This is a genomic window from Paenibacillus lentimorbus NRRL B-30488, from assembly GCF_000411595.1.
Lineage (GTDB): Bacteria > Bacillota > Bacilli > Bacillales > Bacillaceae > Bacillus > Bacillus velezensis.
Genome location: NZ_ANAT01000045.1, coordinates 150,706 through 164,707, shown reverse-complemented (window position 1 = coordinate 164,707; position 14,002 = coordinate 150,706). Strand labels below are relative to the sequence as shown.

The 14,002-nt window shown below is 44.1% G+C and carries 15 protein-coding genes and 2 pseudogenes; 13 read left to right on the top strand and 4 right to left on the bottom strand.

The features are described from left to right. Nucleotides 1–72: 72 nt before the first annotated feature. Together D368_RS19340 and rlmD are read left to right on the top strand one after the other, a co-directional pair. Nucleotides 73–984 carry a diacylglycerol kinase gene (locus D368_RS19340; RefSeq protein ID WP_020955460.1) on the top strand — a complete coding sequence of 304 codons (912 nt, stop codon included), beginning with the start codon at nucleotides 73–75 and terminating at the stop codon, nucleotides 982–984. Nucleotides 985–1,131: 147 nt separating this feature from the next. Further along, on the top strand, nucleotides 1,132–2,517 hold the full coding sequence (gene rlmD, locus D368_RS19335) for a 23S rRNA (uracil(1939)-C(5))-methyltransferase RlmD (RefSeq protein ID WP_033574958.1): 1,386 nt from the start codon (nucleotides 1,132–1,134) through the stop codon (nucleotides 2,515–2,517). Between the two features lie 165 nt (nucleotides 2,518–2,682). Here rlmD and D368_RS19330 read toward each other — a convergent pair whose 3' ends face one another. Next, a complete protein-coding gene (locus D368_RS19330; RefSeq protein WP_486129302.1) occupies nucleotides 2,683–3,138 on the bottom strand; it encodes a hypothetical protein in 456 nt (151 codons plus the stop codon). Nucleotides 3,139–3,489: 351 nt separating this feature from the next. On the opposite strand from D368_RS19330, the gene D368_RS19325 reads away from it, so the two are divergent. Next, complete coding sequence (locus tag D368_RS19325) at nucleotides 3,490–4,443, top strand: ABC transporter ATP-binding protein (RefSeq protein WP_071391414.1); 954 nt, start codon at nucleotides 3,490–3,492, stop codon at nucleotides 4,441–4,443. After that, nucleotides 4,444–5,319, top strand: a complete 876-nt coding sequence (locus D368_RS19320) for an ABC transporter permease (RefSeq protein WP_071391415.1) — start codon at nucleotides 4,444–4,446, stop codon at nucleotides 5,317–5,319. 85 nt (nucleotides 5,320–5,404) lie between these two features. Here the strand turns inward: D368_RS19320 and D368_RS19310 are convergent. The 3 genes and pseudogenes from D368_RS19310 to D368_RS19300 form a co-directional block, all read right to left on the bottom strand. Next, nucleotides 5,405–5,865: pseudogene (locus D368_RS19310) on the bottom strand (antitoxin YezG family protein). Nucleotides 5,866–6,024: 159 nt separating this feature from the next. Then, the gene (locus D368_RS19305; RefSeq protein ID WP_128575059.1) at nucleotides 6,025–6,489 is read right to left on the bottom strand and encodes an antitoxin YezG family protein; all 465 of its coding nucleotides are present in this window, start codon (nucleotides 6,487–6,489) and stop codon (nucleotides 6,025–6,027) included. 4 nt (nucleotides 6,490–6,493) lie between these two features. Next, nucleotides 6,494–8,499 (bottom strand): annotated as a pseudogene (locus D368_RS19300) (T7SS effector LXG polymorphic toxin). A 298-nt stretch (nucleotides 8,500–8,797) separates the two neighbouring features. On the opposite strand from D368_RS19300, the gene D368_RS19295 reads away from it, so the two are divergent. From D368_RS19295 to D368_RS19255, 9 genes are all read left to right on the top strand, one after another. Further along, nucleotides 8,798–9,517: a YebC/PmpR family DNA-binding transcriptional regulator gene (locus D368_RS19295; protein WP_003155709.1), complete on the top strand. Its 720-nt coding sequence runs from the start codon at nucleotides 8,798–8,800 to the stop codon at nucleotides 9,515–9,517. Between the two features lie 179 nt (nucleotides 9,518–9,696). Then, nucleotides 9,697–9,984 (top strand): spore coat protein, encoded by a 288-nt coding sequence (locus D368_RS19290; protein ID WP_101562803.1) that lies wholly within the window; start codon nucleotides 9,697–9,699, stop codon nucleotides 9,982–9,984. 176 nt (nucleotides 9,985–10,160) lie between these two features. Continuing rightward, entirely contained in the window at nucleotides 10,161–11,030 is an 870-nt protein-coding gene (gene ant(6), locus D368_RS19285) for an aminoglycoside 6-adenylyltransferase (RefSeq protein WP_128575058.1), read from the top strand. Nucleotides 11,031–11,162: 132 nt separating this feature from the next. Continuing rightward, on the top strand, nucleotides 11,163–11,411 hold the full coding sequence (gene cotJA / locus D368_RS19280) for a spore coat-associated protein CotJA (RefSeq protein WP_003155704.1): 249 nt from the start codon (nucleotides 11,163–11,165) through the stop codon (nucleotides 11,409–11,411). Continuing rightward, entirely contained in the window at nucleotides 11,395–11,658 is a 264-nt protein-coding gene (gene cotJB / locus D368_RS19275; protein WP_007408934.1) for a spore coat protein CotJB, read from the top strand. The genes cotJA and cotJB overlap by 17 nt, the downstream gene beginning before the upstream one ends. 14 nt (nucleotides 11,659–11,672) lie before the next feature. Then, complete coding sequence (gene cotJC / locus D368_RS19270; RefSeq protein WP_003155700.1) at nucleotides 11,673–12,242, top strand: spore coat protein CotJC; 570 nt, start codon at nucleotides 11,673–11,675, stop codon at nucleotides 12,240–12,242. 87 nt (nucleotides 12,243–12,329) lie between these two features. Beyond that, nucleotides 12,330–12,863 (top strand): GNAT family N-acetyltransferase, encoded by a 534-nt coding sequence (locus D368_RS19265; RefSeq protein ID WP_071391418.1) that lies wholly within the window; start codon nucleotides 12,330–12,332, stop codon nucleotides 12,861–12,863. Between the two features lie 30 nt (nucleotides 12,864–12,893). After that, nucleotides 12,894–13,172 (top strand): YesK-like family protein, encoded by a 279-nt coding sequence (locus D368_RS19260; RefSeq protein ID WP_071391419.1) that lies wholly within the window; start codon nucleotides 12,894–12,896, stop codon nucleotides 13,170–13,172. A gap of 113 nt (nucleotides 13,173–13,285) precedes the next feature. Beyond that, nucleotides 13,286–13,975 carry a YetF domain-containing protein gene (locus D368_RS19255; protein WP_071391420.1) on the top strand — a complete coding sequence of 230 codons (690 nt, stop codon included), beginning with the start codon at nucleotides 13,286–13,288 and terminating at the stop codon, nucleotides 13,973–13,975. The last annotated feature ends 27 nt before the right edge of the window (nucleotides 13,976–14,002 follow it).

The window sequence follows — 14,002 nt, the reverse complement described above, 5'->3', positions numbered from 1 at the left end:
CAAGTCATAGTATAATTAAAGGTTGTTAGTGTTAATAATGGATCGGATACTCTTAAGTAGGATGATGAGATAATGAAACGTGCACGCATAATATACAATCCGACTTCAGGACGGGAGCTTTTCAAGAAAAATCTTGCCCAGGTCCTGCAAAAATTTGAACAAGCCGGTTATGAAACCTCCACCCATGCCACCACATGCGCGGGGGATGCCACCCACGCCGCAAAAGAAGCCGCTTTGCGGGAGTTTGACCTGATTATCGCAGCCGGCGGAGACGGAACGATTAATGAAGTCGTCAACGGTCTTGCGCCGTTAGACAAACGCCCGACACTCGGCATCATTCCGGTCGGCACGACAAATGATTTCGCCAGAGCGCTGGGCATTCCGAGAGAGAATATACTGAATGCCGCTGATACCGTCATTAACGGCGTGGCCCGCCCGATCGACATCGGACAGGTGAACGGTCAATATTTTATCAACATCGCCGGCGGAGGCCGTCTGACGGAGCTGACGTATGATGTGCCAAGCAAACTGAAAACGATGCTCGGCCAGCTTGCTTATTATTTAAAGGGAATGGAAATGCTGCCTTCACTTCGACCGACAGAAGTCGAGATTGAATATGACGGCAAGCTGTTTCAAGGCGAAATTATGCTGTTTTTAGTGACGCTGACCAACTCGGTCGGCGGATTCGAGAAGCTGGCCCCTGATTCCAGCCTGAATGACGGCATGTTTGATTTGATTATTTTGAAAAAAGCCAATCTCGCGGAGTTTATCAGAGTCGCGAGCATGGCGCTCAGAGGCGATCATATTAACGATCAGCACATTATTTACACAAAAGCGAACCGCGTGAAAGTCAATGTATCAGAAAAGATGCAGCTGAACCTGGACGGCGAATACGGCGGCATGCTGCCCGGCGAATTCGTGAACCTGTATCGGCATATTCACGTCATCATGCCGAAGGAGAAAGCGGAACAGCTGGATGACTAATACGCGGACAAAATCCTAAAACAGTATTCGTTTTAGGATTTTGTCATCTTTTCAGCGTGATCGGAAACCTTTGAAGGCTGACATTGAATTTGAAGGTTTGCCAGCACGCTGAAACAAGGCTTTTGGTAAAACGAGAGGTGATTATAGATGAAAATGAAACCCCCGATAGAAAAAAATGAATACTATGACGTGACATTTGAGGATTTGACGCACGAAGGAGCGGGCGTCGCAAAGGTTCAGGGATTCCCGATCTTCGTACCGAACGCCCTGCCTGAGGAAAAAGCGCAAATCAAAGTGACACGCGTCAAAAAAGGCTTCGCTTTCGGCCGCTTGATTGAACTGAAAGAAGAAAGCCCGCACAGAACGGATGCCCCGTGCCCAATCTACAAACAATGCGGCGGCTGCCAGCTTCAGCACATGACCTATGAAGGCCAGCTCTTGTTTAAACAGAAACAAGTCAAAGACGTCTTAGAACGGATCGGCAAGCTGGACCTGTCCAATGTCACCGTGCACCCGACGCTCGGCATGGAAGACCCGTGGAACTACAGAAACAAAGCGCAGGTGCCGGTAGGAGAACGGGAAGGCGGACTCGTCGCCGGATTCTATCAGCAAAGAAGCCATGACATCATTGACATGAGCGCCTGCATGATCCAGCAATCCAAAAACGACGAAGCCGTTCAAGCTGTCAAAGATATTTGCGCCTCATACGGCGTCAAAGCCTACAACGAAGAACGCCACAAAGGCTGGCTCCGCCACATCATGGTCAGATACGGCGTCGTCACGGGCGAAATGATGATCGTCTTCATCACAAGAACAAGCGATTTCCCGCACAAAGCGAAGATCATCGAAGACATCACGACGCAATTCCCGCACGTCAAATCAATCGTGCAGAACATCAACCCAAATAAAACAAACGTCATCTTTGGGGACGAAACAAACGTCATCTGGGGCGAAGAATACATCTACGACCTCATCGGAGACGTCAAATTCGCCATCTCCGCCAGATCGTTCTATCAGGTCAACCCGGAACAGACAAAAGTGCTCTACGACAAAGCGCTTGAGTACGCGGAGCTGCAAGGGGAAGAAACCGTCATCGACGCCTACTGCGGCATCGGAACGATTTCTCTCTTCTTAGCGGAGCAGGCGAAGAAAGTATACGGCGTCGAAATCGTGCCGGAAGCCATTGAGGATGCAAAACGCAACGCTGAGCTGAACGGCATCACGAACGCGGAATTCGCAGTCGGAGAAGCGGAAACCGTCATTCCGAAATGGTATGAAGAAGGCATCACGGCCGACACCCTCGTCGTCGACCCGCCAAGAAAAGGCTGCGACGAAGCCCTCCTGCGGACAATCATCGACATGAAACCGAAGCGGGTGGTGTATGTGTCCTGCAATCCAGGCACGCTTGCAAGAGACCTGCGGGTGCTTGAGGATGGCGGGTATCAGACGCTTGAAGTGCAGCCTGTGGATATGTTCCCGCATACGAATCATGTGGAGTGTGTGGCTGTGCTGGAATTAAGAGAAGGCAACTAACCCTTAGGGATGGTTGCCTTTTTTAATCCGCATTTTTTTGTATTCAGGACGAACTCGTGACATGAGAGGAGTACCAGAAGATGTTTGGTTAACGTCTATAATATAGCTTTCTATACATCTCTTTATTAATATTCACTCTAGAGGGGCAGCTTTTTTAATACACTTTCATATCTTGTTTTTCTCCTTACTAATCATTACTTTTTCTAAATAACTCTTAAGAAATACATTATCTATCCTATCCGGGATGTAACCCAGACGTTTATTTAATATATTCTCTATGATATACATTTTCTTTGTGTAATATTGGTAATTATCCGTTGCGATTTGAACACTTTCTGATTCATTTCCCTTTTCTGATTCAAGTCGAGATTTATATAGCTGATCATACTTCTGTTTGCGTATTTTTCTTGAGAGCCGCAGTAAATGAAATAATTCAATTGTTGGCATAGTCATTAGTTCTGGTGTAGACTTATCCAAATCTAATTCAGAAGTATGCTCACGATAATCTATGATTTCACGTTTGCCATCTCTCTGAACATTATGTATGTACATTAAGCAAAAACTACAGTAATACTGATTATCCTTTTGAATTGAAGTTGCACAATAAGGGCATGTTTCCATTATGTTCTCCTTTCTTAATGTTCTAAGATAGTATGTATTTCGGTTATAAACAGGAGTTTTAAATAGTATTGAAATTCTTAACCAATAAAAACCCTTTTAATGATAAAGAGTTTATTGAATACAGCATGTATAAATTTCCTGCAAAATCAATAGTGATCCCCTTGTATAGAAAATCCACCGATCCCTAAATCCAATAACAAAACCCGAAAATAATAAATTATATCGTTATAATTAAGATAATTATTTATAAAAAGATAATAAAGTTGGATAAAAATGAGAAAATACTGGCGGGAATGACGATATAAAGTTAGTGAACAACGGTATAGAATCTTACTTTTCGAGGTGAACAGAATGGGAGAAGAACAAGACATTATTACAGTAACCGATCTGCGCAAAAAATATGGATCATTTGAAGCAGTGAAAGGGGTATCCTTTTCTGTCAAACGCGGCGAGCTGTTTGCATTTCTGGGAACGAACGGTGCAGGGAAATCGACCACTATCGATATTCTCTGTACGCTGATTAAAAAGACATCCGGAAAAGTGGTAATAGACGGTTATACGCTTGGTGAGGGAAAAGAGAATAATCATATCCGCAAAAAGATCGGAGTTGTTTTCCAAGAGAGCATTTTGGATGAACGATTGACCGTTTATGAAAATATCATGAACCGCGGACAATATTATCATTTAAGCAAGGTACAAGTGCAAGAGAACTATCAGTTTGTAACAGACTATTTAAAATTGGATGATATTAAGGAGAAAAAATACAGCGATTTGTCAGGCGGACAAAGAAGAAGAGCGGATATTGCCCGTGCCATCATCCATAAACCAACTATATTATTTTTAGATGAGCCTACTACAGGTCTTGATCCGCAAACGAGAGTATTTGTTTGGAATGCGATTAAAAGGCTGCAGGAAGAAACAAACATGACGATCTTTTTAACGACCCATTACATGGAGGAGGCCGCTGTGGCTGATAACGTTGTGGTCATCAAAGAAGGACGTCTGATCGCAGAGGGTACACCGAGTCAGCTGAAAGATCAATATGCGTTTGACAGTCTGCACATGATGTTTAAGCAAGGCGTTGATCCGACTGCATGGTTTGAAAATAAACAACTGGATTTTACGGTTAAAAACTCTATTTATTCCCTTCGTGTTGAGTCTACTCTCCATGCGCTGGACATTTTGAAAGGTCTTGAAGGAAAAATTGAATCTTTCGAGGTGATTAAAGGAAATATGGATGATGTGTTTATCCATATTATCGAAGAACAAGGAAGCAGTTTGCCAGTAAAGGGGAGCATTGCATAAATGAAGTCTTTATCCAGTTTAATCAGCAGAAATATAAAAATATACTTCCGTGATCGAACGCTTTTGCTTCTTTCTTTGCTGTCAGTATTTATCGTCATTCTGTTATATGCCGTGTTCTTACAGCAGACACAGCTGGACGCTATTAAGGCCCTGGTCGCTTCGACAGATGATCCCAAAGCAATGGTGAACGAATGGATGGTGGCGGGATTGCTGTCCATTACAGCTGTGACAACGACTTTAGGCGCTTTCGGAATTATGGTGAAAGATAAAGAAAGCAAGAGAACGTATGACTTTTTAACAGCTCCTTTATCAAGGGCGACCATCCAATTGAGCTATGTCATTCATTCATTTGTCATCGGCTTGATCTTTTCTTTCATCGCCTTTTTAGGCTGTGAAATTTTTCTCGTTTCAACAGGCAGCAAGCTTTTAAGCGGTACAGATATACTTGAAGTATTGGGGATCATTATTCTTTCAGTTGCACTCTCAAGTTCCATAAATTTATTTTTAACGCTGTTTATTCACACACAAAATGCATTTTCGACGTTAAGTACAATTGTCGGAACAGCCATCGGTTTTTTATGCGGAGTATATGTGCCGATCGGCGGCGTACCGGTGTTTGTGCAGAAGATTATTATGTATTTCCCTATCAGCCACACCGCCGTTCTGTTCAGAAAAGCGTTTATGACAGACTCAGTTGATAAAGTATTTAAACATGCTTCTGCGGACCAAATACAGGAATATGAAAAGCATTACGGGATCGTCTACAAGTTAAACGGCCATTTTATCAGTACGGCTGCGAGCTTGTGGGTCATTGTCATTACAGCCATCATATTTACCGTCATATCTATTTTCATATTTAAAAAACAAAATAAATGACTTCTTCAGACGATACATAACGATGTAACAGGCAGCATCCGTTTACTGGATGCTGCCTGTTTTGTTTATCATTATTTCCGAAGTCTTACTTAATATTTAGATAATCCTTAACAAATTCTTTGTCCTCTTCATCTTCGGGAAAGGTACCCAAGTTATTGAACTCCCAAATCATTTGTCTTTCGTATTCGTCCAAATCAGACTCAATAATATCTTCATAATCATAATCAATTGAAAACGTTCCAGAGCTTTCAAGATTTAGTGTCAAATTTGCCCATACTTCGGGGTTATTTTCTTTAAATTCAGTGTGTAACTGCTTAAACAACTCTTGGAGGTCTAGTAGTAGTTCGGTATAAATTTTTTACTGACCTGAAATTGTTCTGGAATGTCATGAGAGTATATATATTCATCGTTTTCGGGTGTTTGAAAGAAAAAATAAACTTCTCGTGAGCCGTCTAGTGTTTCTGCATAAAGAACAACTTTGCTCCATTCAGAAGGGATCATTCTTCTTATAACATCAGCTATTTGCAGATAAATGTTTTCTAACATTTGTTTTCCCAACTTTATTAGATGGATTTTCAGGATAGTCTTCTAAGTTTTTTTATTGGATTATATCCAGACCGTTATTATTAAATTGCGGGTGTTCATAACGATAGCTTATTTACAAAATGGTTATAGCCCAGCAAAGAAGTGCTGAGCATTAATGATTTATAGACCGAAGTAGCTTATTACAAACTGTTTATCATCCTCATCTTGAGGCAAAATCCCCAAGTTTTGATATTCCCATACCACTTGCCGTTGTGTTCCGTTTAAGTCTGAGGCGATGACATCGGTGTAATCGTAGTCAATTGAGAATTTACCGCTTCGTTCGAGATGCAAAGTGAGGTTTGTCCATAAGTCCTCGTTGTTTGTTTGATCCCGTAACTCTTCAAAGTAATCATGCAATTCATATAGAAGTTCGTCATATATATCTTCATCAACATTAAAATGTTCAGGAATATCGTGTGAATATATATATTCCTGATTTTGTGGAGTAGTAAAGAAGAAGTAAACTTCTGAAGAATCATCTAAAATTTCGGCATAAAGAGCAACCTTCTCCCACTCAGAGGGGATAATTTCATTTATTTGCTCAGCGATTTTTTGATATAGTACTCCCATCTTTTCAGTTTCCACAATATCAGCCTCCTGCTTGATTTTTTATTCTAACATTTTTAAATCTTTTATTTCCGATCTTATATTTGACCTTAAATAAATTAGGTCTTAAAGAGTCTCCACTATAAATAGGCTTAATTTCAATTGTTACTAATTTGGGAGGTTCTTCTTTAAGAGCTTTTGCCCATTCCTGCTCCATCTCATACCATTCCCACCGCTCCTATTAATCTGAGAATTCATAGGCACGATGTTGTCGAATTGCCCTGAGCCTTTGAATTGGGTGGCGATTAGGTGGCCTCCGTCGTCATCTGTCAGACGGTCTGGTTTACCTGCTTTTGACTGTGCATATTGGTTGCGTTTTGCTTCTCCCAGCTGCAAGTCTGCTTTGACACTTGTAATTCTACCATAGTTGTCAGTGGTGTACGTGTAGCCTTCTTTTGTTTTATAGATGACATTCGGCTTCAATACTTTCTTTCTGGTCCATTTCGCAAAATGCTCGCCGTATTTGACCGTTACCGGCGGTACATGCGGTGCCGGTGTCCGTCTGCCGCTTGCGGAGGTTCCGTACGGTTTCGGCAGGATGACCTTGGCGAATTTCTGCAGTCCCTCTTTAAGTGTGACCCCGTTGACTGCATTGTAAGGCACGCCCGCCGGCACTAAGTCGTGACGCGGATGATACGGGAGAATATCAGCCAGGGTGAGATCTCCAATTTGATGTAACTTGGTTTTGACACGTTTTTTTGATACTTCTATGCCTGTGTTGACCTTTTGCTTGATGTGGTCAACGGTTTGTTTTGAGACCGTTATCGCTTTTTGAGCTGCGGCGGATTTGCGTGCTGCTGTTTTGACTTTGGTTGTCACTTTGGCGGCTGTTCCTGTTTTTGAGACGGCACCGACGCCTTTTGTGCCGACAACTGATGTCACAACGGTGCCCACTGCATATGACACCCATCTTGCTCTGGAGTAGGTGTCGCCATTCACCATGTCTTTTTGGTACGATTCTTCGATTGCCGCTGAAATGGCTTCATACGTTTTGATCGGGTGAGCCACCGCTCCTGTAATGGCTTCAACCGTTCCGCCCGGATCTGTGACCATATCCCACAGGCCTGTGACCGCGTCTTTTCCGGAATCATAAAGGCCGACGGCAACGCCTTTGAAACCGTCTGTAAGTTCACGCGTGTTTTCAATTTGAGTGAAGTAGCGCTGCTGTTCTTTTGTCAGGTTTTTATAGCCGATTGTTTTGGCCATTGAGTAGAATTCATCAGCATTCGCATAATCGTAGTTTTTCAGTCTTTCTTTCAGTTTTTCAATCTCTCGTTCCTTCGCTTCCTCTTTCTTCATCTTCAAATAAGCATCCGAATGTCTTGCAATCTCGCCTTTTTTCTTATGGATGTCGCTTTCACGGTACGCCTTGGCGTTGTAGTGAAGCGGCGTGGCGCTTTTTCCTTTGCCCGTGGCGTTTTGGAGCTGCTGAAAGTCGGCTTGGATGAACTGTTCGTTCGCTTCGGTTTCTGCGTATTCTTTCGTTAGATCGTGATCAAGCTTGCCGAGCTTATGTATCGTTTCGCTTCTTTTTTTGTCAGCTGAAGACAGCTTCTGATCTGTGCTTTCCGTTGAAAATAGATCAAGCGAGATGATGTCTTCGATCTCTCCGAGGATGGAGCGCATGTCCTTTTTCTGCCCTTCCATAATCGCCTTTGATTTACTAAGGGCGTGGGTGAGTTCATGCTCCAGGAAAGATTCCTCCACATGCGAACTGGAAAGTCCGGCATCTTCGACCTTGCCGGGAAGGCTTGTGAGAAATGCGATTTTCATGTCGATCAGATCAAGCCAGCTGTCAGTAACGCCGGCGTGGTCCTTGAAAAAGGCTTTGATGTTGTCAGCGCCCCGGCCTGAGAAATCACCGTCACCGAGATCAGCCATGCCTTGAAATGCTTTTTTCAGATTAACCATTTGACCGCGCAGTTTTTTGTATTCACCCGCGCGCTGTTTGGCAGCGGCCAGGAGGGTGGTTGCTTCGAAAACTTTCATGACCATATCCTTTCTTTTGTTCGATATCAAAATTTTACCACGTGAGTCAGGATATACAGTGTAGGAAATAGGTAATAAGAATAAAATGAATCTTTTGGCTTGCGACTTCCTTCCTGTATGAAGGGGGCTTTTTTATGTTTTGTACAATAATCCTCAAATTCGGCTTACTGCGCTCCGGTGATTTTAAGCGTGCCTGTTTTTTCTAATGTCTTACACTCGAAACAACCCAACCGCTGAGGTATAATAGAAGCAGAGTATTTATCATACAGATTCAATTCGTGAAAGAGAGTGGAACAAAATGGGCCGTAAGTGGAACAACATTAAAGAAAAGAAAGCATCAAAGGACGCAAATACGAGCCGGATTTACGCGAAGTTCGGCCGTGAGATTTATGTGGCGGCAAAACAAGGCGAGCCAGATCCGGAATCGAACCAGGCATTAAAAGTGGTGCTTGAGCGCGCAAAGACGTACAGTGTGCCGAAAAATATTATTGAGCGTGCGATTGAAAAGGCGAAAGGCGGCGCGGAGGAGAACTTTGACGAGCTGCGTTACGAAGGTTTCGGGCCGAACGGTTCAATGATCATCGTTGATGCGTTAACGAATAATGTAAACCGCACGGCGCCTGAAGTGCGCGCCGCATTCGGGAAAAACGGCGGAAATATGGGTGTGAGCGGGTCTGTCGCTTACATGTTTGATGCGACCGCCGTTATCGGCGTTGAAGGCAAGACGGCGGATGAAGCGCTGGAATTGCTGATGGAAGCTGATGTGGACGTGCGCGATATTTTGGAAGAGGATGACAGTGTTATCGTATATGCCGAGCCTGATCAATTCCATGCCGTACAGGAGGCATTCAAAAATGCCGGCGTTGAAGAGTTCACGGTTGCGGAGCTGACGATGCTTGCGCAAAATGAAGTCGAGCTTCCGGAAGATGCGAAAGCTCAATTTGAAAAGCTGATCGATGTGCTGGAAGACCTCGAAGACGTACAACAGGTTTATCACAATGTGGATTTAGGCGAATAAAGACAAAAAGGCCGGGACGGCATAAGTTCCGGCCTTTTTATTTTGCTTATGCGGCCGGCCTGTATCGTATTTCTCCGTAAGCAATTATTGATTATTTCACCAAAACTGGGCGGATGCCCATACGTTTCCTTCCGCATGTCATAAACTGGACTGTAACCTATGTGAAGGAGCGATAAATCATGAATGAAAGAAGACCGATTTACGGCGGCTATGGCGGCTACGGAGGCTACCCGGGGTACGGTTTTGGCGGCTACGGAGGCTACGGTGGCTACGGCGGCTTCGGAGGATATCCGGGATACGGTTTCGGCGGAGGCTACGGCTACCCGGGATACGGTTTTGGCGGTTACGGCGGTTTTGGCGGCTACGGAGGCTTCGGAGGATATCCGGGGTACGGTTTTGGCGGCTACGGAGGCTACGGCGGCTACCCGTTCCATCATCATCATCATCGGGACAGCCAATATATCTGACCATTCGGGAAAAGCACTCTTGGAACAGCAAGAGTGCTCTTCTCATGTTCTTGCAGCTGTGTTACGATTGAAGCAAAATCATCAAGTACATAGGACTTTTCTGTAAATCATGAGCAAGTTGTTTATAAACTGAAAAGCATGATCTGTAAAAATCTCTTTATCGGGAGGTTTTACATGTGAGAAGTGAAGACGAAATGATGAAATTGATTCTTGATATTGCGATGAAGGACGAGAGAATCCGTCTTGTCACTTTAGAGGGATCAAGAACCAATAAAAATGTACCGAGAGACAAATTTCAAGACTATGATATTTCTTATTTTGTGACCGATATGGACTCTTTCACATCTGACGAAAGCTGGCTGGATCAGTTTGGCGAAAGATTGATGATGCAAAAACCTGAAGATATGGAACTTTTCCCTCCGGAGCTCGGAGACTGGTTCTCCTATCTCATGCTATTTAAAGATCATCATAAAATCGACTTAACTTTGATCCCTCTGAGTCAAACAGAGGATTATTTTACACAGAGTGATGGTTTGGCGGAAATAGTATTAGACAAGGATGACCGAATCAATAGTAAGATTATTGCGAGTGATGAACAATATCATATAAAGAAACCGACTCCCAGAGAGTTTGATGATTGCTGCAATGAATTTTGGATGGTTTCAACCTATGTGATTAAAGGATTAATGCGTAAAGAAATACTGTTTGCGCTGGATCATATGAATGACATTTTAAGGCCTAATGTTTTGCGTATGATTGCGTGGAATATCGGGATAGAGAATCAGTTTTCATTAAGTGTAGGGAAGAATTATAAGTATATTCAACATTACATGAATGCGAAAGATTGGGAAATCCTGCTGAATACTTATGTCGGCAATACTTATGAAAGCGTGTGGAAGGCATTGTTTGACTGCCAAGGTCTCTTTAGAGCATATTCAAAGTCAGTGGCTGTTTTATTGAGATATGAATATCCTGAATATGATCAACGAATTACGGAATATACATTGAAACATTATCAGCGTTTTCAAGCAGATTTTTCATTATGATTTTTTACTTCAAATTCCAGATGAGTTGCATTGTGTCCGTTTTTAACGGGCTTTTTTATTTTCTTACAGGGCATAAATGCCGATACGGATTCATACCTATTAAGGTCATGTGTTTAGGAAAGGAGGATCGTAATGAAAGAAAATCAGCCGTTTACACCGGTCAAATCCTATAAACCCTTCCACAGCCGGTTTGATCCCTGCCCGCCGATCGGGAGAAAATACTACAGAACGCCGCCGCATCTTTATATGCGGTTTCAGCCGTATCACTTGGAGCAGTTTTCTCCGATGGAGGCATTGAGAAAAGGGACCCTTTGGAAGGATCTTTACGATTTCTATGATAATCCTTATCGGGGGGGAATCGAATATGGCGAAAAAGATTGATGATGAATACTATCGGCTGCTGGAACAAATTCAGGCGGCGGACTTTGTCTTGGTGGAGCTGACGCTTTATCTGGATACGCATCCCCATGACCGTCTCGCGCTTCAGCAGTTTCATGAATATTCCCGGTACTCAAGACAGCTGAGAAAGCGGTTTGAGCCTGAGTACGGACCGCTTCTGCAATTCGGCGTGAGTCAGGTCGGCGCTCAATGGGACTGGGGCCGCGGTCCTTGGCCATGGCAAGTATAAGGAGGGATCTGTAAATGTGGGTATATGAAAAAAAGTTGCAGTATCCGGTTAAAGTCAGTACATGCAACCCGATGCTGGCTAAGTTTCTCATTGAACAATACGGCGGGGCGGACGGCGAATTGGCCGCAGCGCTCCGGTACTTAAACCAGCGCTACACGATTCCTGACAAGGTGATCGGCCTGCTGACGGATATCGGCACGGAGGAGTTTGCGCATTTAGAAATGATTGCGACGATGATTTATAAGCTGACAAAAGATGCGACACCGGAGCAGCTGCGTGATGCAGGGCTCAGTGATCATTATGTCAACCATGACAGCGCGCTGTTTTATCACAATGCGGCCGGAGTTCCGTTCACAGCGTCTTACATACAGGCGAAGGGAGATCCGATTGCTGATTTATATGAGGATATTGCGGCTGAAGAAAAGGCGAGAGCGACGTATCAATGGATTATTGATATTTCCGATGATCCTGACCTGAATGATTCACTCCGTTTTCTGCGTGAGCGTGAAATCGTTCACTCTATGCGTTTCAGGGAAGCGGTTGAGATTTTAAAAGAAGAACGTGATAAGAAGAAAATTTTTTAAACGGCCCTCAAACATGACGGCTGTTTTTTCCTTTCTGCGTTTGGTCTATAATAAAGGTGTCGAATATTCTGATTACAGGAGGATTTTATGACACCATTTACGATTACGGAGGAGAAGACGGGGGCATTCCGGGTCACCTCCGCCCGGAAGGATGATGAAGAAGAGGTCATGGATCTGCTCGTGCAAGCGGCAGAATGGCTTCGCGATAAAGGGTCGAACCAGTGGATCGGCCTTCTGCAAGGGGAAGATACCCACAATATGCGGGAGGCGATCGCCAAAGGGTATGTTTTTTTATTCAGGCAGAATGAAGAGCTGGCCGGCGTCGTCATGCTGCTTCCCGAAGCAAGCGGGTGGGACAGACGTCTATGGGGCGATGAAGGACATGAGGAGTCCGTATATCTCCACCGGCTGGCGATTAACAGGCGGTTTGCAGGCGCGGGGCTCGGCCGGACAATCATGACTTGGGCGGAGACGGGTGTGTCTTGTCCGGGAAAAACGAAAATCCGGCTCGATTGCGTGTCCGGAAACAAGGCGCTTCAGTCGTTTTACAGCGGAATGGGTTACGAATCAAAAGGGCTCGCGCCGGGTTATCATTTGTTTGAAAAAAAGGTGAGTAAATAAAAAGCTCCTTATGACGGAGGTGCAAAAGACATGGGGTTTTTTTATCTGATCTGTCTGGCCGCATTTTGTCTTAACTTTGCCGTATCGGCTGTGCTCCGTAAGAAATGGCCGAAAAAGATGTGGCCTGAGTGCCTTTTGGCGGTGCTGGGCCTGACTGCTTTCGGTACGGTTGTTTACAGTATTTTCGGTATCGGCGGCTGGGAAGGAATGGGCTTGGGGCTTGCCGCGATGTTTGCGGGTTCCGGAGCGGCAGCCGGTTATGCCGCTGAGGTGTGCTTACGGGTCGTCAGATCGAATCAAAAACAGTAAGCAGAAGTGAAAAAACGCGGCCTCGGCTGCGTTTTTTTGTGTGTTGCCGGCCGCTGTATAGAAAACAGGCGGATGTCCATAATGGTAATGACTTTTAAGAAGAAGGTGCGAATATGGGACATTTACTTACAGTGGCTTGGGAGTTAGTATGCGGTTTGGGTATTTTATTTGTGATTTTAAAATTGCTTGGAAAAACTCAATTCTCGCAAATTACGCCGTTTGATTTTATTTCCGCGCTCATCCTCGGCGAACTGGTCGGAAATGCGGTGTATGATAAAGACGTCAGGATTATTGAAATCATTTTTGCTTCTCTGTTATGGGGAGTTTTAATTTATCTCATCGAACTGATTACGCAGAAAGTAAAAAGCACCAGAAAGCTGTTGGAAGGCGAGCCGAATATAATCATCCATAAAGGAAAACTGAAATATGATGTGCTGAAAAAGAATAAACTGGACATTAATCAATTGCAAAGCCTTCTCAGACAGGCGAATTGCTTTTCCATACAGGAAGCGGAGTACGCGATTTTAGAAACAAACGGGATGGTCAGCGTCCTGCCGAGCTTTCAATATGACACGACGAAAAACGGCGACATGCAAATAAAGCCGAAGCAAGTCTCTTTGCCGGTCACGCTGATTATTGACGGTGAAGTGCTGTATGAAAATCTGAAAGAAGCCGGGCTGGAAGAAAAGCAGCTGACTCAGGAGCTGAAAAAGCTGAACATCAAAAAAACGGAGGACGTGCTGTATGCGGAATGGAAGCCTGATAAACCGCTGTTTGTCCTGCCGTATGAGGAGAAAAAATAAAAAGAGCATTGCCCTGGGGCAGATGCT

What these genes read in the sequence shown, in the direction of transcription:
- D368_RS19255 (WP_071391420.1), top strand. Translation starts at nt 13,286, where the DNA reads ATGGGACATTTACTTACAGTGGCTTGGGAGTTAGTATGCGGTTTGGGT.
- cotJB (WP_007408934.1), top strand. Translation starts at nt 11,395, where the DNA reads ATGGCGAAAAAGATTGATGATGAATACTATCGGCTGCTGGAACAAATT.
- D368_RS19260 (WP_071391419.1), top strand. Translation starts at nt 12,894, where the DNA reads ATGGGGTTTTTTTATCTGATCTGTCTGGCCGCATTTTGTCTTAACTTT.
- D368_RS19295 (WP_003155709.1), top strand. Translation starts at nt 8,798, where the DNA reads ATGGGCCGTAAGTGGAACAACATTAAAGAAAAGAAAGCATCAAAGGAC.
- D368_RS19340 (WP_020955460.1), top strand. Translation starts at nt 73, where the DNA reads ATGAAACGTGCACGCATAATATACAATCCGACTTCAGGACGGGAGCTT.
- D368_RS19320 (WP_071391415.1), top strand. Translation starts at nt 4,444, where the DNA reads ATGAAGTCTTTATCCAGTTTAATCAGCAGAAATATAAAAATATACTTC.
- D368_RS19265 (WP_071391418.1), top strand. Translation starts at nt 12,330, where the DNA reads ATGACACCATTTACGATTACGGAGGAGAAGACGGGGGCATTCCGGGTC.
- D368_RS19330 (WP_486129302.1), bottom strand. Translation starts at nt 3,138, where the DNA reads ATGGAAACATGCCCTTATTGTGCAACTTCAATTCAAAAGGATAATCAG.
- D368_RS19290 (WP_101562803.1), top strand. Translation starts at nt 9,697, where the DNA reads ATGAATGAAAGAAGACCGATTTACGGCGGCTATGGCGGCTACGGAGGC.
- rlmD (WP_033574958.1), top strand. Translation starts at nt 1,132, where the DNA reads ATGAAAATGAAACCCCCGATAGAAAAAAATGAATACTATGACGTGACA.
- D368_RS19325 (WP_071391414.1), top strand. Translation starts at nt 3,490, where the DNA reads ATGGGAGAAGAACAAGACATTATTACAGTAACCGATCTGCGCAAAAAA.
- cotJA (WP_003155704.1), top strand. Translation starts at nt 11,163, where the DNA reads ATGAAAGAAAATCAGCCGTTTACACCGGTCAAATCCTATAAACCCTTC.
- cotJC (WP_003155700.1), top strand. Translation starts at nt 11,673, where the DNA reads ATGTGGGTATATGAAAAAAAGTTGCAGTATCCGGTTAAAGTCAGTACA.